The following is a 17,109-nucleotide window of genomic DNA, read 5'->3' as shown; positions in this document are numbered from 1 at the left end:
TCATGACCACCATCACGACCATCGCCGTCGTCGGCTCCGGCTACATGGGCGGCGGCATCGCCCAGGTGCTCGCGCTCGCCGGCTACGACGTGCAGATCGCCGACATCAGCGCGGAGATCGCCGAGAGCAACCGCCGTCGCCTGCTCGACGAGGCCGCGGCGTTCGTCGCGGACGGGCTCTTCCCCGAGGACGCCGTCGCGCGCATCGAGGCGCGCATCACGGCCGCCGAGTCGATCGAGTCGGCCGTCGCCGACGCCGACTTCATCGAGGAGGCCGTGCCCGAGAAGCTCGAGATCAAGCACGCGACGCTCGCGCGCATCTCGGCGGCCGCTCGCCCCGACGCGATCATCGGCTCCAACACCTCGACCATCCTGATCGGCACGCTCGCCGAGGCCGTCGAGCATCCCGAGCGGTTCCTCGGCGTGCACTTCTCGAACCCGGCCCCCTTCATCCCCGGCGTCGAGCTCATCGGCCACGAGGGCACGGACGACGCGGTCTTCGCGCCCGTCGAGGCGCTCGTCGCCGCCACCGGCAAGGAGACCGCGCGCGTCGGCGACGCCACCGGCTTCGTGCTCAACCGCCTGCAGTACGCGCTCTTCCACGAGGCGACGCAGCTGGTCGAGGAGGGCGTCGCGACGCCCGACGACATCGACACGATCGTGCGCACGACCTTCGGCTTCCGGCTGCCGGTCTTCGGCCCCTTCGCGATCGCCGACATGGCGGGGCTCGACGTCTACTCGTTCTGCTACGCCTCGCTCCAGACCCGCTGGCCCGAGCGCTTCGCCACGCCCGACTCGCTCAAGGAGCTCGTCGACGCCGGCAAGTTCGGCACCAAGTCGGGCGCAGGCTACCTCGACGTGCCCGCCGAGCGCACGGCAGCGCTCGTCGCCTACCGCAACAAGGCCTACGTCGCCATCAAGCAGCTCATGGACGAGCTCGGCCCGGCCCCCATCCACTGACCCGCACCACAGACTCGGAGACCCCCATGGCCACCGCCTTCCCCGAAGCCCGCACCGTCGTCCTCACCGGCGCCGCCTCCCCGCGCGGCATCGGCCGCGCATCCGCCCACTACCTCGCCGAGCACGGCTGGAGCATCGGCATCATCGACCTCGATGCCGACGCCGCCAAGGGCGTCGCCGCCGAGATCGCCGAGCAGCACGGCGTGCAGGCGGCAGGCGCCGGCGCGAACGTCGCCGACGAGGCGCAGGTGCGCGCCGCCTTCGACGAGCTCGAGGCAGTGCTGCCGCAGGTCGTCGCCCTGGTCAACCTCGCAGGCGTCTCGAGCCCCGTGCCCTACCTCGAGGTCACGGCCGAGGAGTGGGACCGGGTCATGAGCATCAACATGAACGGCGTGCACTACGCGACCCGACGCGCCGTCGAGTCGATGGTCGAACACGGCGTCGGCCGCGTGGTGAACCTCTCCTCCGTCTCCGCGCAGCGCGGCGGCGGCACCTTCTCGAAGACGGTGTACTCCGCTGCCAAGGCCGGCGTCATCGGCTTCTCGCGCTCGGTCGCGCGCGAGCTCGGGCAGCACGGCGTGACGGTCAACGTCGTCTCGCCCGGCCCGATCGACACCGACATCATGGGCGGCACGCTCACCGAGGAGCGCAAGACCGCGATGGCCGCCGACGGCGTGCTGCCGCGCATCGGCACGCCGCGCGACATCGCGGCCGCCATCGGCTACCTGATCTCCGAGGACGCAGGCTTCGTGACGGGGCAGACCCTGAACGTCGACGGCGGCCTCTACATGCACTGACCCATGAGCGGCCAGGGCTCGTGGTCCAAGTCCCGCATCCTCTTCCTCGCACTGGGCATCGTCCTGGTCGGGGTCGGGCTGTGGCTCATCCTCCCCTCGCTGCTCGGCTGACGCCGAGCGCACCCCTCCACTGCACTCGAAGGAGAGTCTCGTGTCCGACACGACAGTGACCCCCGCGTCGAAGAGCGATCCCGCTCTCGACTCCGCCATCAAGAAGGCCGCGAAGCATCTGATGCCGATGCTCGTGATCCTGTACTTCGTCGCGTTCCTCGACCGCACCAACGTGGGCTTCGCCGAGGAAGCGCTCCAGATCGACCGCGGCATCTCCGCCGGCGCCTTCGCGCTCGGCGCCGGCATCTTCTTCATCGGCTACGCGATCTTCGAGATCCCCTCCAACCTGCTGCTGAAGCGGTTCGGCGCCCGCTTCTGGCTCGCGCGCATCGCCATCAGCTGGGGCATCGTCGCCGCCTGCTTCGCGTTCGTGCAGGACGACACGTCCTTCATCGTGCTGCGGTTCCTGCTGGGCGTCACCGAGGCCGGTCTCTTCCCGGGCGTCATCCTCTTCCTCTCGGAGTGGTTCCCGAACAAGCACCGCGTGCAGATGTTCGCGATCTTCTACCTCGCGCAGCCCTTCTCGCAGATGCTCGGCGCACCGCTCTCCGGCGGTCTGATCAGCTTCGGCGAGCAGTTCACGCCGTGGCTGGGCTGGCAGGTCATGTTCTTCGTCGAGGGCATGATGGCCGTCGCGGCAGGCATCGCCGCCATCTTCCTGCTCATCAACGGCCCGCAGGACGCGAAGTGGCTCGACCAGAAGGAGAAGCGGGCCCTCATCGACGTCATGGCGAAGGAGGACACCGTCCGCGAGTCGGACGGCCCCACCGGCATCTGGCGCGCGATGGGCAACTGGAAGGTGTGGTACTTCACCATCATCTACTTCTGCCTCCAGATCGCGGTCTACGGCACGACCTTCTACCTGCCGCAGCAGGTCGCCGGCCTCATCGGGCAGGACGTCGGCTGGCAGGTCGGCCTCGTCGCGGCCATCCCGTGGCTCGTGGGCCTCTTCGCCTGCTACTTCTTCGGCAAGGCGGCCAACACCATCGTCCGGCGCCGCAGCTGGGGCACGACGTTCTACGTCGTCACGGGCGTCGCGATCCTCGCCTCGGCGTGGGCGGGGGCGAACGGGCAGCCGATCCTCGGCATCCTGTGCATCACCATCGCGGTGGCGAGCTTCCTCTCGGTCGGCCCGATCACGTGGTCCTACCCCACGGCGTTCCTGACGGGCACGGCGGCGGCGGCGGGCATCGGCCTCATCAATTCGCTCGGCAACCTCGGCGGCTTCGTCGCACCGCTGATGCGCACGGGCATCAACGAGGCCGTGCCGACCGATTCGGGAGCATGGGGCGTCGTCTCGCTCGGCGTCTTCGCGTTCCTCGCGGCCGTGATGCTCTTCTGCACGAAGTTCTTCAGCTCGAAGGCGGATGCGCTGCTGGAGGCAGACGCCGACGTCGACGCGGCAGCGCCCGGCCACTAGCCGGGGCCGGCGCCGCGGGCGCAGACGTGCACCCTCGGGTGCACCACAGGCCGGATCGGGACCGCGACACCCGATCCGGCCTGCTCCGCGCGCAGGAGCCCCGGCCCCGACGACAGCACCCACGTGGGGCCAGGGTGGGCGGTCTAGGCTGCTGGCGAGCGCCGGGGCCGCCGGGCGCCGAGGGAGGCACCGATGCATCCGCAGGACGAACAGGCACTCGACACGCTCGTGCGCGCAGCGCTCGAGCGGATCGTCGCCGCACTGGAGGAGGCGCGCGAGGAGCTGGACGAGCTCGACGCCGTCGCCGACGACGGCAACCACGGCAGGAACATGCTGGCCGGAGCGACCGCTGCCAGCGCCGCAGCCGCAGGGGCCGCGCCGGGCCGGGCGCTCGCCGCTGCCGCTGAGGCTTGGGCCGGCCAGGAGGGCAGCGCCAACTCGCTCTGGGGCGCGATGGGCACCGCGGCCGCAAGCGTCGTCGACGCGGGCCCCCTCGCCGTCGTCGACGCCGCGCTGCGGGCGCTCGAGTCCTCGACGGACGCCCACATCGGCGACAAGTCGATCGTCGACACCCTGGCGCCGGCGCTCGGTGATGCGCACGTGCACCTCGAGCGCGGTGAGCCGGGGCTCGACGCGGCCGCCCATGCGGCCGGCGTCGCTGAGGAGGCCGCGGTGGAGACCGCGGCGTTCCCCGATCGCTTCGACGCCTCCACCCCTGACCTCGGGTTCCCCGATCCGGGCGCGACCTCCTCGGCGCTGATCCTCTCGGCGATCGCCGAGGTCATCGCCGAGCACAGCTGAACCGATCCGTATGAGGCCGCGGCGAAGGAACCGCGGGACTTTCGCCGGTGCCCCGCGGTCGCCGCGCGCATCCGCTCACTAGGCTCGAGGCAGACCCAGCCCGCAGCCGTGCCCGACGGCCGCTGGCAGTGACCCGATGGAGGACACCCGTGCCGCAGAGCGACTCGCCGAAGGCTCCCGTCTTCGACAACCCCGACCGCAACCTCGCGATGGAGCTCGTGCGAGCGACGGAGGCAGCGGCGATCCGCGCGGTGCCCTACATCGGCAGGGGCGACAAGAACGCCGCCGACGGCGCAGCGGTCGACGCGATGCGCACGTTCCTCGCCACGGTCGCCTTCGACGGCGTGATCGTCATCGGCGAGGGCGAGAAGGACGAGGCGCCGATGCTCTTCAACGGCGAGCACGTCGGCAACGGCCGCGGTCCTTCCGCGGACATCGCGGTCGACCCGATCGACGGCACCTCGCTCACCGCCACCGGGCGCCCGAACGCGCTGAGCGTCATCGCCGTCGCCGACCGCGGCTCGATGTACGACCCGGTCGACGCGTTCTACATGGACAAGCTGGTCGGCGGCGCCGAGGCTCGCGGCGTGGTCTCGCTCGAGCAGTCGATGGGCGACAACATCCGCGAGCTCGCGCGGGCCAAGGGCAAGGACGTCGGCGACATCGTCGTCGCGGTGCTGGATCGGCCGCGCCACGCGGCGCTCATCGAGGAGATCCGCTCGGCCGGTGCCGGCACGCGCCTGATGCGCGACGGCGATGTCGCCGGCGGCATCAACGCCGCGCGCTGGGAGAGCCGCATCGACCTGTGCGCCGGTGCCGGCGGCACGCCCGAGGGCGTCATCACCGCGTGCGCCATCAAGGCGCTCGGCGGCTTCATGGAGGGCCGTCTCGCGCCGCAGAGCGACGACGAGCACCGGAACGTGGTGGCCGCCGGCCACGACCTGCAGCGCGTGCTGGGGCTCGACGACCTCGTCTCGAGCGACAACACCTACTTCGTCGCCACGGGCGTGACGGACGGCATGCTGCTCGACGGCGTGCGCCGCAAGGGGCCGCTGATCCGCACCGAGTCGCTCGTGCTGCGATCGAAGACCGGCACCGCCCGCCGCGTCATCGCCGAGCACCGCGCCGAGAAGTGGCTCGAGCACTAGGCAGCATCCGCGCCGCGCCTGCGAGAGCATGACGGGGTGAGCGGCGCGCGCCTGATCGGCATCGACCTCGCGCGGCTCGTCGCCGTCGCGGGCATGATGGCCGCGCACACCCTCGGCGCCTGGGAGCAGCAGCCCGCGGCCGTCACCGCGCTCGTCGACGGGCCGCCGTCGACGCTCTTCGCGGTGCTCGGCGGCGTCAGCGTCGTGCTCGCGGCGCGCGCTCGGCTCGCGGCGGGGGAGCGGGCGGCAGCCGCGCGCGCGACGCTCGCCCGCGGCGCGGTCGTCGCGCTGCTCGGGCTGCTCGTGATCCCCTTCGCCGCGGCGGTCTACGTCGTGCTCGTGCCCTTCGGGGTCGCGATCGTGCTGGCGGCCGGGCTCCTGCTGCTGCCCAGCTGGGCGCTCGCCGCGCTCGCCGCGGTGCTCGCCGCGGCGGGCGGCTGGGTCGCCGCGCTCGCGCGGCTGCACCTGCCGGGGGTGGAGGGCACGCACAGCATCGCCTCGCTCGTCCGCGATCCGCTCGGGACGCTGCTCGACGTGACGCTGTCGGGGGTCTACCCCGTGGTGACCTGGCTCGCCTACGTCGCGATCGGCATGCTGGCCGCCCGGGCGCTGCTAGCCGCCCGAGCCGCTGGCCGCGAGCGGCGCGCGCTCTCGGCGCTCGGCGGCATCGGCGCGCTCCTGATCGTCGTCGGCGTCGCCTCGAGCGAGCTGGGGCTGCGGCTCGTCGCCGCACAGCTCGGCGGCGACCTCGCCGCGCACCGCAGCGTGCTGCTCGAGAACGGCTACGGGGCCGCGCCCGGCACCGATCCGCTGCTGCAACTGATCGCTGCTCCCCACACCGGCACTCCGGCCGACATCGCGCGCACTGCCGGCATGGCGCTGGTGGTGATCGCTGCGCTCGGCCTGCTCGCGACTGCGCTGCCGCCGCGCGCGCTGCGGATGCTCGAGCCGCTCCGAGCGGCGGGCGGCGCGCCGCTGACGATCTACGTCGTGCACGTTGTGCTGCTCACGCTGCTGGGCAGCACCCTGCAGCAGGCGGCGCCGGGGCTGGTGGGCGGATGGGGCGCATGGGCGCTGCAGGTCGGGGTCGCGCTCGCGATCGGCGCGGTCCTCGCTGCGACGCGCGCGAGGGGACCGCTCGAGCGAGCGGTCGGCGCCGCCGCCGAGCGAGCAGCAGGCCCGCGCGAGCCGGCGCTCCCGGGCTGACGCAGCGCATCGGCTCCCGCGGATCGACGGTTGACGTCGCGCCGCCTCCCGCGTACATTGCCAGTAGGTTATAGAACTGCTTGGCGATGGAAGGAGCGATTCGTGGACCACGACGCATCGGTTCGGGGCACGTCGGCCGCTGCCGACGCGAACACCCCCGAGCTCGACGACGGCGACCTCGATCGCATCTTCGCCGCGCTCTCGGATCGCACGCGCCGCCGCATCCTGCTGCGGCTGCGCTCCGGTCCTGCGACCGTCACCGAGCTCACGGCGCTCGCCGGCCTCTCGCAGCCCGCCGTCTCGAAGCACCTGAAGGTGCTCGGTGACGCGGGCCTCGTGCGGGCCGAGCGCGACGCGCAGCGCATCCACCGCCTGATCGAGCTCGCGCCGCTGATCCGCGCCGCGGTCTTCGTCTCGCGGTTCGAGACCGAGGTCGACGCCCGACTCGACCGCCTCGACGCGCACCTCCTGACGGGCACCACCACGATCACCGACCGCGGCGCGACCGCCGCACCCGACACCGAGGAGCACCCATCATGAAGACCCGATTCAGCCTGCCCGACGACACCTCCATCGCCTACGAGCGCGAGTTCCAGGCTCCTGCCGCCGAGGTCTGGCGGGCCTACACCGACCCCGAGATCGTGCGCACGTGGCTGCTCGGCCCGGGCGAGGACACCGAGTTCACGACCTGCGAGATGGACATGCGCGCCGGCGGCTCGTTCCGCTGGGTCTGGGTGGATGCCGCAGGCGAGCTCATCATCGCCGGCGACGTGCTGGAGGCCGAGGCGCCGCACCGCATCGTGACGACCGAGACCATGGGCGGCTCGGCCATGGGCGGCCTCGAGCTGCCGGCCAGCACCAACACCGTCACCTTCGCCGAGGTCGACGGGGTCACCACGATGCGCACCGTCTCGGTCTACGCCTCCCGCGAGATCCGCGACGGCGCCTACGCGAGCGGCATGGATGTCGGCGTCGACGCGAGCTACGAGCGGCTCGCGGCACGCTGGGGCTGAGCGCCGCAGCGCGCGGAGCCTGGGCCGTCGCGGCGCAGCAGCGCCCGGCGGCCCGAGCGCTCCACGCGGCGGCGGTGCTCGCGGTCACGATCCGGTCACGGTCGTGCGCGCGGTTTGACACGGCGGCGCTGACGACGCATCCTGGAACCTGAGACCTGAACCACCTGTCAGGTTCGTGACCACGTGAAGCCGCACGACGCCGTGCTGACTCGCTCGCCGAGCAGTGCCGGGTGAGGCTCGCACCGCTCGAAAGGCATCTCATGCGCAGGACAACGAAGTTCGCCGGGGTGGGCATCGCCATCGCCGCGCTCGCGCTCACGGCGTGCGCGCCCACGACCGCTCCGGGCTCCGACGACGGTGGAGGTACCGCTGCCGACGGCAACGGCGAGAGCGTGACCGTCGACGTCGGCATGATCACCTCGATCACCGGCCCGCTCGCGGCCTACGGCGAGAGCTACCGGCAGGGCTTCGAGGCCGGCCTCGACTACGCCACCGAGGGTACGGGCGAGATCGAGGGTGTCGAGCTGAGCATCGAGTGGATCGACGACCAGGGCAACCCCGACACCGCGGTGACCCAGGCGAAGGACGTCATCGGCCAGGGCTACCAGATCATCGGCGGCTCGGCCGCCTCTGGCGTCGCGCTCGCCGTCGCCGAGCAGGCCGCGCAGAACGACGTGCTGTTCCTCTCGGGCCCGGCCGCCGCGGACACGATCACCGGCATCAACGACCAGACCTTCCGCTCCGGCCGCCAGACGCTGCAGGACGTCGCGACCGCCGCGACCTTCCTCGAGAGCGTCGAAGGCTCGAACATCGTGGTCTTCGCGCAGGACAACGCCTTCGGCCAGGGCAACGTCGCCTCGGTCGAGGCGGTGCTCGGCGAGCAGGGCGCCACCGTCACGCCGATCCTGGTCGCCGAGGACGCGACGGAGTTCACGCCCTTCGCGCAGCAGATCTCTGCCGCGAGCCCCGACCTGGTGTTCGTCGCCTGGGCGGGCGCCACCACGGGTGCGATGTGGGAGGCGCTCGCGCAGCAGCAGGTGCTGGCGGACACGACCGTCGTCACCGGCCTCGCCGACCGCGCCTCCTACCAGGCCTACGGTCCCGGCTCGGGCGACATCCAGTTCCTGAACCACTACTTCCCGGGCGCGACCGACACCGAGGCCGCGCAGGCGATGGACGCCTACCTCGAGGAGCAGGGTCACGAGGCCGACCTCTTCACCCCGGACGGCTTCGTCGGCGCGCAGATGCTCGTGCACGCCATCACCGAGGGCCGCGGCGACGTCGCCGCGATGATCGGCGCGCTCGAGGGCTGGGAGTTCGAGTCGGTCAAGGGCACCCTCACCATCCGCGCCGAGGACCACGCGCTGATCCAGCCCATGTTCCAGGTGCGGCTGGTCGACGAGGACGGCACGTGGGTGCCGGAGCTCATCGACACGGCAGACGCCGAGGCCGTCGCCCCGGCCGTCGCCGCCGAGTAGGGCGCCGCGCGATGACGGATCGACCCGCGCTCGTCCTGGATGCCGTCGGCCTGCAGATCGGAGGCGCCCGCATCCTGCAGGACGTCTCCCTCGAGGTCGCGACCGGCGAGATGGTGGGGGTCATCGGCCCCAACGGCGCAGGCAAGACGACGCTGTTCAACATCGTCTCCGGCGTGATGCTGCCCACGAGCGGCAGGGTGCTGCTCGCCGGGAGCGACGTCACGGGCCACAAGGTGCACCAGCGAGCGCGGGTCGGCCTCGGCCGCACCTTCCAGACCTCGAGCGTCTTCCCCGGCCTGACGGCGGGCGCGAACGTGCGGCTCGCTGCGCAGGCGAGGCTCGGAGGCGCGACGAGCCCCTGGCGGTTCCCGCGCGCGGGCGACGAGGCAGCGGGCGTCGCGGGGCGCTGCCTCGACGAGGTCGGCCTCGCGCACCACCGGGACACCGCCGCCGGCGTGCTCTCGCACGGCGACAAGCGCAAGCTCGAGATCGCGATGCTCATCGCCACGGAGCCGCAGGTGGTGCTGCTCGACGAGCCCATGGCCGGTGTCGGCTCCGGTGACGTCGCCGGCCTCGTCGAGGTCATCCGCCGCCTGCACGCGTCGGGTCGCACCGTGCTGATGGTCGAGCACCACATGGAGGTGCTGCTGGGGCTGGTCGACCGCGTCGCGGTCATGCACCACGGCGAGCTGCTCGCCATCGACACGCCCAAGGCCGTCATGGCCGACCCCGCCGTGCAGCAGGCCTACCTCGGGACAGCCGCGTGAGCGCCATCCTGAGCGTGCGCGGCCTCAGCGCCCGGGTCGCCGGGCAGCAGGTCGTCGAGGATGCCTCCTTCGAGGTCGCCGAGCACGGCGTGACGGCGCTGCTCGGCCGCAACGGCGTCGGCAAGTCATCGACCATCAAGGCGCTGCTCGGCCTGTACGAGCGCACGGGCGAGGTCACGTTCGCCGGCGAGCGCATCGACGCGCTCATGACGCACCGGGTCGTGCAGCGCGGCATCGCGTACGTGCCGGAGGACCGAGAGGTCTTCGGGCAGCTGAGCGTCGAGGAGAACCTGCGCCTCGCAGAGCGCGGCGGTGCGCCGAACAGGGCGATCATCGCCGAGCTGTTCCCCGAGCTGATCGACCGCGCCAAGCAGCAGGCGGGGACGCTCTCGGGCGGCCAGCAGCAGATGGTCTCGCTGTCGCGCGCGCTCATGAACGAGAACCGGCTGCTGCTCGTCGACGAGCCCACGAAGGGCCTCGCGCCCCGCATCGTCGGCACCGTCACGACGGCGCTCGAGACCGCGGCGACGCGCACCCCGATGCTGCTCGTCGAGCAGAACCTGCAGGTGGTGCGGGCGCTCGCGCACACCGTGATCGTGCTCTCCGGCGGTCGCGTGGTGCACACCGGCCCCGCCGCCGAGTTCCTCGACTCCGACCTGGTGCACCGGCACCTCGGCGTCTCCACCGACGAGGAGGCTGCATGAGCACCGTCCTGCTCCTGCTCATCACCGGCGTCGGCCTCGGCGCGCTCTACTTCCTGGTCGCGAGCGGCCTCTCGCTCATCTACGGCCTCATGGGCGTGCTGAACTTCGCGCACGGCTCGTTCCTGACCCTCGCCGGGTTCCTCGGCTGGGAGGTCGGGCGCCGCATCGGCGACGGCTCGTGGGGCGGCCTGCTCGTCGGCATGCTCGTCGGGCTCGTGGCCGGCGCGCTCATCGCCGCGATCACCGAGCTCGTCTTCATCCGGCCGCTCTACAACCGGCACATCGAGCAGGTGCTGGTCACGGTCGGCCTCGGGCTCGCCAGCGTCGCGCTCTTCGAGGGCATCTGGGGCACCGACCCGATCCAGATCCGCCTGCCGGCATGGCTGGGGGAGACGACGAGCGTGCTCGGCGCCAACATCCCGAACGACCGCTGGCTGCTCATCGGCAGCGCCGTCGTGGTGCTGCTGCTCATCGTGCTGTTCCTGCAGCGCACGAGCTACGGCCTCGTGATCCGCGCCGGCGTCGAGAACCGCACGATGGTGACGGCGCTCGGCATCGACGTGCGCCGCGCCTTCACGATCGTCTTCGCGATCGGCGGCGCCGCAGCGGGCCTGGGAGGCGTGCTCGCGTCGGTCTACTACGGCCAGGTCGGTGCGCACCAGGGCACGTCGCTGCTCATCTACGCGTTCATCGTCACCGTCATCGGCGGCCTCGGCTCCCTCACGGGCGCGGCCATCGCCTCCGTGCTCGTCGCCGTCATCCAGCAGTTCGCGAACTTCTACCTCGGCGGCACGGGCGATCTCGCGATCGTGCTCGCGCTCGCCGCGGTGCTGCTCATCCGACCGACCGGCCTCATGGGCAAGGTCAAGCACTAGGAGCCGATGATGCGCACCTTCCTGACCTCGACCATCGGCCGGCTCGCCATCGGCGCGGCGATCATCCTCATCGCCGCCGTCCTGCCGCTGCTGGACATCAGCATCCCGGGCGTGCTGCCCGGCCCGACCTACACGCCCGGCACGCTGACGGTGCTCGCCTACGCGATGCTCATCGCGGCGCTCGCGCTCAGCTACCACCTGATCTTCGGCGTCGCGGGCCTGCTGTCGTTCGGCCACGCGATGTTCTTCGCGGCCGGCGCCTACGGGCTCGGCATCATCCTGCGACTGCTCGCCCCGACCGGCATGCCCGACACCGCGGTGTTCCTCATCGCCATCGGGCTCACGCTCGTGCTGGCGCTCGTCCTCGGCAACCTCGTCGGGGCGCTCGCGCTGCGGGTGACGGGCATCTCGTTCGCGATGGTCACGCTCGCCGTCGCGCAGGCGGTGAACGTGCTGATCCGCCGCAACGTCGGCGGGCTGACGGGCGGCGAGGAGGGCGTGCGGCTCGACGTCTCCGTGGTGCCCGAGGCCCTGGTCGGCGTCGTCAACACGCGCAACCTCTACTGGCTCGCGCTCGGGATCCTCGTGCTCGTCTACCTCGCGTGCGTGTGGGTCGAGCGCTCGCGGCTCGGGCACGTCGTGGCGGCTTCGCGCGAGAACGAGCTGCGCGTGACCGTGCTCGGCCTGCGGCCCTACGCCGTGCGGCTGTTCCTCTTCGCGACGGCCGCGGTGCTCGCGGCGGTCGCCGGGATCGGCTTCATGCTGCTGCAGTCCGCAGCGACCCCGCGCATCTCGACGAGCGACTTCACGCTCACCCTCCTCGTGATCGTCGTGCTCGGCGGCGTCGGCTACCGCTGGGGCGCGATCGTCGGCGGCATCGTCTACACGCTGCTCGACCAGCGGCTCTCGGCACTCGCCTCTGCGGCGTGGATCCAGGAGCTGCCGGCCGTGCTGCGCATCCCGCTCTCGGAGCCGCTGTTCATCCTCGGCATGCTCTTCGTGCTCGTCGTGATGTTCGCGCCGGGGGGCATCGCGGGCCTCGCGCACCGGATCACGAGGCCGCGCGGCACGCGCGACGCCGAGCAGCCCGCTGCGCTGCAGGATCTGGAAGCCTAGGCGGATGGCACCCGACGCGCAGTCACCGGGCCCGCAGCCAGCGGGCCCGCAGCCAGCGGGCCCGCAGTCACCGGGCCCGCTCACCCTGGGCCGGTGGACGACCGACCGCGCCGCCGTCGACCCGGCGCGCCCGGCGATCCTCGATCGCGGCGTCATCGTCTCATACGGCGAGCTCGAGGCGCGGGCGACGGCGCTCGCGCACGCGCTCGGCGAGGCCGGCCACGGCCGCGGCGCGCGCATCGCGACCGTCACGGGCTCCACCGCGGACCAGGTCGTGCTGCTGTTCGCCTGCGCGAAGGCCGGCGCCATGCTCGTCCCGCTCTCGTGGCGGCTCACCGCCGGCGAGCTCGCGGCGCAGCTCGCGATCGCCGACCCCGGCCTGCTGCTGGTCGAGGAGGACCACGTCCCGCTCGCCGAGGCCGCGCTCGCGCGCCTGGGGGAGCGCCAGATCCCGACCACGACGCTCGGGGCAGCCGGTGCCGAGCACGCGGTGCCGGGAGCCTCGGCACGGCCCTCGCGCGCCCGCGAGGAGGCGCACGCCGCCGGGCACGGTGACGGCAGCCCCGCCGATGACGACGGCCTGCTGATGCTCTTCACCTCCGGCACCACGAGCGCGCCGAAGGCCGTGGTGCTCACGCACGCGAGCTGCGCCTGGGCCAACCTCGCGCTCTCGCGCGCGACGCCGCTGACGCCCGACGACGTCGTGCTGCAGGTGCTGCCGCAGCACCACGTGGCGGGCTGGAACATCCAGCCGCTGCTCGCCTGGTGGGTGGGCGCCTGCGTCGTGCTCGAGCGCACCTTCGACGCCGGCCGGGCGCTCGCGCTCATCGAGCGCCACCGAGTGACGGCGACCATGGGCGTGCCGACGGTGCTCCGCGCGCTCACGCAGCACCCCGACTTCGCCGTGCGCGACCTGACGAGCATCCGCACCGCCATCGTCGGCGGCGGCATGCTCGACCCGCGCACCGCCCAGCTGCTCGCGGAGCGCGGCGTGCACGTGCAGCAGGGCTACGGCCTCACCGAGGCCGCGCCCAACGTGACCATCTGCCGCGACGCCTCCGACGCGGGCACCGTCGGCCGCGCCTACCCGCACGTCGACCTGGCGCTGCTCGTCGACGGGCGCGTCGTGCAGGGGCCGGGGCAGGGCGAGCTGCTCGTGCGGGGCCCTGCCGTCTTCCCCGGCTACTTCCGCGACCCCGAGGCCACCGCGGCGGCGTTCCACGGGCAGTGGCTGCGCACCGGCGACCTCGTCGCGCGCGACGGCGCAGGGCGCATCCGCATCGTCGACCGCGTGAAGGACATCGTGCGCTCGGGCGGCGAGTCGATCGCGCCGATCGAGGTCGAGCTGGCGCTGCTCGAGCACCCGGCGATCGCCGATGCCGCGGTCGCCGGCGTGCCGAGCGAGCAGTGGGGTGAGGCGGTCGTCGCCTGGCTCGTGCTGGCGGAGCCCGTCGACGACCTGGCGCTGCGCGCGCACCTCGACGGCCGGATCGCCGACTTCAAGCACCCCAAGCGGTTCCTGCGCGTCGACGCGATCCCGCGCACCTCCAGCGGCAAGCCCCTGCGCCGCGCACTGACCGCCGCCTACGCGGCAGAGACGGCGGATGCGTCGTGAACGAGCCGAGGACGAAGCGCGGCGAGCAGACCAAGGCCAAGCTGCTGGCCGCCGCCGAGCAGGTGTTCGCCGAGCAGGGCTACCAGACGGCGTCGATCTCGCGCATCACCGAGCGGGCGAGCGTCGCGCAGGGCACCTTCTACCTGTACTTCTCGTCGAAGCTGGACCTCTTCGAGCAGCTCGTCGAGGATCTCAACCGGCGCGTGCGCAAGGCGATGAGCGACGGCGCGGCGCGCGGCAGCACGCGCGCCGAGGCCGAGGCCGAGGGGTTCCGGGAGTTCTTCGCCTTCACCGCCGAGCATCCGGCGCTCTACCGCGTCGTGCGCGAGGCGGAGTTCGTCTCGCCGGGCGCCATGCGGGCGCACTACGAGCGCATCGTCGAGGGCTACCGCGAGGGGCTCGAGCGAGCCCGCGCGAACGGCGAGATCGCCGACATCGACCCCGAGGTCGCCGCCTGGGCGCTCATGGGCGTGGGCGAGATGATCGGGATGCGCTACGTGCTGTGGCCGACGGGCGAGACCGGCGCGTACGGCACCGGAGCGACCCCCGTGCCAGACCGGGTGTTCGACGAGATGGTCGCCTTCGTGCGGCGCGCGCTCGGCACCGCAGCACCATCGATCGAGGAGGAACCATGAGCACGCTCGCTGGACGCAGGGCCGTCATCACCGGGGGCGCCGCCGGGATCGGCGCGGCCATCGCCCGCTCGTTCGCTGCGGAGGGCGCCGAGGTGGTCGTCGCCGATCGCGACGGCGCAGCCGCGGCGGCGCTCGCGGCCGAGCTCGGCGGCGAGGCGTGGGAGGTCGACCTGCTCGACACCGCCGCGCTCGAGTCGCTCGAACTGCGCGCCGACATCCTCGTCAACAACGCCGGGATCCAGCGGGTCGCGCCGATCGACGAGCTCGAGCCCGAGATGTGGCGACGCATCCACGCGCTCATGCTCGAGGCGCCGTTCCTGCTGATCAGGGCGGCGCTGCCCGGCATGCGCGAGCGCGGCTTCGGCCGCGTGCTGAACCTCTCGAGCGTGCACGGCCTCCGCGCATCCGCCTTCAAGTCCGCGTACGTGGCCGCGAAGCACGGCCTCGAGGGCTTGTCGAAGGTGACGGCCCTCGAGGGCGCCCCGCACGGCATCACCTCGAACTGCATCAACCCGGGCTACGTGAGGACGGCGCTCGTCGAGGCGCAGATCGCCGACCAGGCCACCACGCACGGGATCCCCGAGTCGGAGGTGCTCGAGAAGGTCATGCTGACCGAAGCAGCGATCAAGCGCCTCGTGGAGCCCGAGGAGGTCGCCTCGCTCGCGACCTGGCTCGCGGGGCCGAACGCCGCCATGGTGACGGGCAGCTCGTACGTGATGGATGGCGGATGGAGCGCGCGGTGAGGCCGGGCATCGAGCGCGACGTCGTGCGCCGCGCCGAAGCCCCGTCGCCGACCGAGGCGCCGCTGCGCGTGCCCGTCGACGGCGGCGAGCTGACCGCGACCGTCTTCGACGCGGATGCGCCCGGCGTGCCGGTCGTGGCGATCCACGGCATCACCGCGAACCACCGATCCTTCGCGCCGCTGGCGGCGCGGGTCTCGGCGCCGGTGCTCGCCGTCGACCTGCGGGGCCGCGGGGGCTCGCGCGCGCTGCCCGGCCCCTACGGCCTCGAGCAGCACGCCGACGACGTCGCCGCCGCCGTGCGGGCAGCCGGCTTCGAGCGAGCGCGCGTCGTCGGGCACTCGATGGGCGCGTTCGTGGCCGTGCGGCTCGCGCAGCGGCACCCCTCGCTGGTCGACGCGCTCCTGCTCGTGGACGGCGGGCTGCCGCTGCGCCCAGCGGACGGCGGCGAGGGGCTGCGCGCGGAGGACGTGCTGGGGCCGGCGATCGAGCGGCTCGCCAAGACCTTCTCCTCGCGCGAGGCGTACCGCGACTTCTGGCGCGCGCATCCGGCCTTCGGCCCCTACTGGAGCCCGGCGATCGAGGAGTACGTCGACTACGACCTCGTCGAGGTCGACGGCGCGCTGCGACCCGCGGCGATCGCCGACGCCGTGGTGGCGAACCTCGTCGAGCTCGACGGCCGAGACGGCTACGCCGAGGCGCTGCTGTCGCTCACCGTTCCCATCGAGCTGCTGCGCAGCCCGCGCGGACTCTTCGACGAGGCGCCGGGACTCTACGATGATCAGTGGCTGGCGACATGGAGGTCGCGCCTGCCGCAGCTTCCCGTCACCGACGTGGAGCACACGAACCACTACACGATCCTCATGGGTCAGGGGGTGGATGCCGTGGCCGCCGCCGTCGCGCGCCTCGCCCCTGCACCAGCTGACGGAGCACGGCAGAAGGAGGCACGCTGATGATCGACAAGACCTACGCGTCCGCGGACGAAGCGGTCGCAGACATCCCGGATGGCGCGACGCTCGCCGTGGGAGGCTTCGGCCTCTCCGGCAACCCGATGGCGCTGATCCGCGCGCTCGAGGCGCGCGGGGTGCGCGGCCTGCGGGTCGTCTCGAACAACTGCGGCGTCGACGACTGGGGCCTCGGCCTGCTGCTGCGCAGCGGGCAGATCGACAAGATGACCTCCTCCTACGTGGGCGAGAACAAGGAGTTCGAGCGCCGCTACCTCACGGGCGAGCTCGAGCTCGAGCTGACGCCGCAGGGCACACTGGCAGAGAAGCTGCGCGCGGGCGGATCGGGCATCGGCGCCTTCTACACCCGAACGGGCGTCGGCACGCAGGTGCAGGAGGGCGGGCTGCCGCAGCGCTACAACCCCGACGGCTCGATCGCCAAGGCTTCCGCCCCGAAGCCGACCGCGACCTTCGACGTCGACGGGGAGCCGAAGGAGTTCGTGCTCGAGGAGGCGATCACGACCGACTTCTCGCTCGTGCACGCGCTGCGCGGCGACCGCCACGGCAACCTCGTGTTCAACAAGGCGGCGCGGCAGTTCTCCCCGCCGGCTGCGATGGCGGGCCGCATCTGCATCGCGCAGGTGGAGGAGCTCGTCGAGCCCGGCGCGATCGATCCGGATGCGGTGCACCTGCCGGGCGTGTTCGTGCACCGGATCGTCGAGGTCGGCTCCGACATCGAGAAGCGCATCGAGCGACGCACCGTGCGAGAGGACGACTGAG

The 17,109-nt window shown here is 72.5% G+C and carries 18 protein-coding genes; all 18 read left to right on the top strand.

The window, feature by feature from the left end:
* Positions 1–2: 2 nt before the first annotated feature.
* The 18 genes from AA0Z99_RS08005 to AA0Z99_RS07920 all read left to right on the top strand — a co-directional run bounded on the left by AA0Z99_RS08005 (position 3) and on the right by AA0Z99_RS07920 (position 17,108).
* Positions 3–959 (top strand): 3-hydroxyacyl-CoA dehydrogenase family protein, encoded by a 957-nt coding sequence (locus AA0Z99_RS08005; RefSeq protein WP_413316569.1) that lies wholly within the window; start codon positions 3–5, stop codon positions 957–959.
* 26 nt (positions 960–985) lie between these two features.
* On the top strand, positions 986–1,756 hold the full coding sequence (locus tag AA0Z99_RS08000) for an SDR family NAD(P)-dependent oxidoreductase (protein ID WP_413316568.1): 771 nt from the start codon (positions 986–988) through the stop codon (positions 1,754–1,756).
* Positions 1,757–1,907: 151 nt separating this feature from the next.
* Entirely contained in the window at positions 1,908–3,287 is a 1,380-nt protein-coding gene (locus AA0Z99_RS07995) for an MFS transporter (protein ID WP_413316567.1), read from the top strand.
* A 192-nt stretch (positions 3,288–3,479) separates the two neighbouring features.
* Positions 3,480–4,088 carry a DAK2 domain-containing protein gene (locus AA0Z99_RS07990; RefSeq protein ID WP_413316566.1) on the top strand — a complete coding sequence of 203 codons (609 nt, stop codon included), beginning with the start codon at positions 3,480–3,482 and terminating at the stop codon, positions 4,086–4,088.
* Between the two features lie 209 nt (positions 4,089–4,297).
* A complete protein-coding gene (glpX, locus tag AA0Z99_RS07985) occupies positions 4,298–5,236 on the top strand; it encodes a class II fructose-bisphosphatase (protein WP_413320813.1) in 939 nt (312 codons plus the stop codon).
* 36 nt (positions 5,237–5,272) lie between these two features.
* Positions 5,273–6,442: a heparan-alpha-glucosaminide N-acetyltransferase domain-containing protein gene (locus AA0Z99_RS07980; protein ID WP_413316565.1), complete on the top strand. Its 1,170-nt coding sequence runs from the start codon at positions 5,273–5,275 to the stop codon at positions 6,440–6,442.
* Between the two features lie 102 nt (positions 6,443–6,544).
* Entirely contained in the window at positions 6,545–6,982 is a 438-nt protein-coding gene (locus AA0Z99_RS07975; protein WP_413316564.1) for an ArsR/SmtB family transcription factor, read from the top strand.
* Entirely contained in the window at positions 6,979–7,455 is a 477-nt protein-coding gene (locus tag AA0Z99_RS07970; RefSeq protein WP_413316563.1) for an SRPBCC domain-containing protein, read from the top strand. Before AA0Z99_RS07975 ends, AA0Z99_RS07970 begins: the two co-directional genes overlap by 4 nt.
* Before the next feature lie 260 nt (positions 7,456–7,715).
* Entirely contained in the window at positions 7,716–8,933 is a 1,218-nt protein-coding gene (locus AA0Z99_RS07965; protein ID WP_413316562.1) for a substrate-binding domain-containing protein, read from the top strand.
* Positions 8,934–8,944: 11 nt separating this feature from the next.
* On the top strand, positions 8,945–9,700 hold the full coding sequence (locus AA0Z99_RS07960; protein WP_413316561.1) for an ABC transporter ATP-binding protein: 756 nt from the start codon (positions 8,945–8,947) through the stop codon (positions 9,698–9,700).
* On the top strand, positions 9,697–10,404 hold the full coding sequence (locus AA0Z99_RS07955) for an ABC transporter ATP-binding protein (protein WP_413316560.1): 708 nt from the start codon (positions 9,697–9,699) through the stop codon (positions 10,402–10,404). The genes AA0Z99_RS07960 and AA0Z99_RS07955 overlap by 4 nt, the downstream gene beginning before the upstream one ends.
* On the top strand, positions 10,401–11,279 hold the full coding sequence (locus tag AA0Z99_RS07950; RefSeq protein WP_413316559.1) for a branched-chain amino acid ABC transporter permease: 879 nt from the start codon (positions 10,401–10,403) through the stop codon (positions 11,277–11,279). The genes AA0Z99_RS07955 and AA0Z99_RS07950 overlap by 4 nt, the downstream gene beginning before the upstream one ends.
* Positions 11,280–11,285: 6 nt before the next feature.
* A complete protein-coding gene (locus AA0Z99_RS07945) occupies positions 11,286–12,395 on the top strand; it encodes a branched-chain amino acid ABC transporter permease (protein ID WP_413316558.1) in 1,110 nt (369 codons plus the stop codon).
* 4 nt (positions 12,396–12,399) lie between these two features.
* Positions 12,400–14,010: a class I adenylate-forming enzyme family protein gene (locus tag AA0Z99_RS07940; RefSeq protein WP_413316557.1), complete on the top strand. Its 1,611-nt coding sequence runs from the start codon at positions 12,400–12,402 to the stop codon at positions 14,008–14,010.
* Positions 14,007–14,645: a TetR/AcrR family transcriptional regulator gene (locus tag AA0Z99_RS07935; protein WP_413316556.1), complete on the top strand. Its 639-nt coding sequence runs from the start codon at positions 14,007–14,009 to the stop codon at positions 14,643–14,645. The genes AA0Z99_RS07940 and AA0Z99_RS07935 overlap by 4 nt, the downstream gene beginning before the upstream one ends.
* Positions 14,642–15,388: a 3-hydroxybutyrate dehydrogenase gene (locus AA0Z99_RS07930; RefSeq protein ID WP_413316555.1), complete on the top strand. Its 747-nt coding sequence runs from the start codon at positions 14,642–14,644 to the stop codon at positions 15,386–15,388. Before AA0Z99_RS07935 ends, AA0Z99_RS07930 begins: the two co-directional genes overlap by 4 nt.
* Complete coding sequence (locus tag AA0Z99_RS07925) at positions 15,373–16,338, top strand: alpha/beta fold hydrolase (protein WP_413316554.1); 966 nt, start codon at positions 15,373–15,375, stop codon at positions 16,336–16,338. Before AA0Z99_RS07930 ends, AA0Z99_RS07925 begins: the two co-directional genes overlap by 16 nt.
* Positions 16,338–17,108: a CoA transferase subunit A gene (locus tag AA0Z99_RS07920; RefSeq protein ID WP_413316553.1), complete on the top strand. Its 771-nt coding sequence runs from the start codon at positions 16,338–16,340 to the stop codon at positions 17,106–17,108. The genes AA0Z99_RS07925 and AA0Z99_RS07920 overlap by 1 nt, the downstream gene beginning before the upstream one ends.
* Position 17,109 lies beyond the last annotated feature (1 nt).

The sequence above is a fragment of the Agrococcus phoenicis genome (assembly GCF_047302415.1).
Lineage (GTDB): Bacteria > Actinomycetota > Actinomycetes > Actinomycetales > Microbacteriaceae > Agrococcus.
Note: the sequence above shows the minus strand (reverse complement) of the source record. Positions and strands in the feature narration are given on the sequence as shown.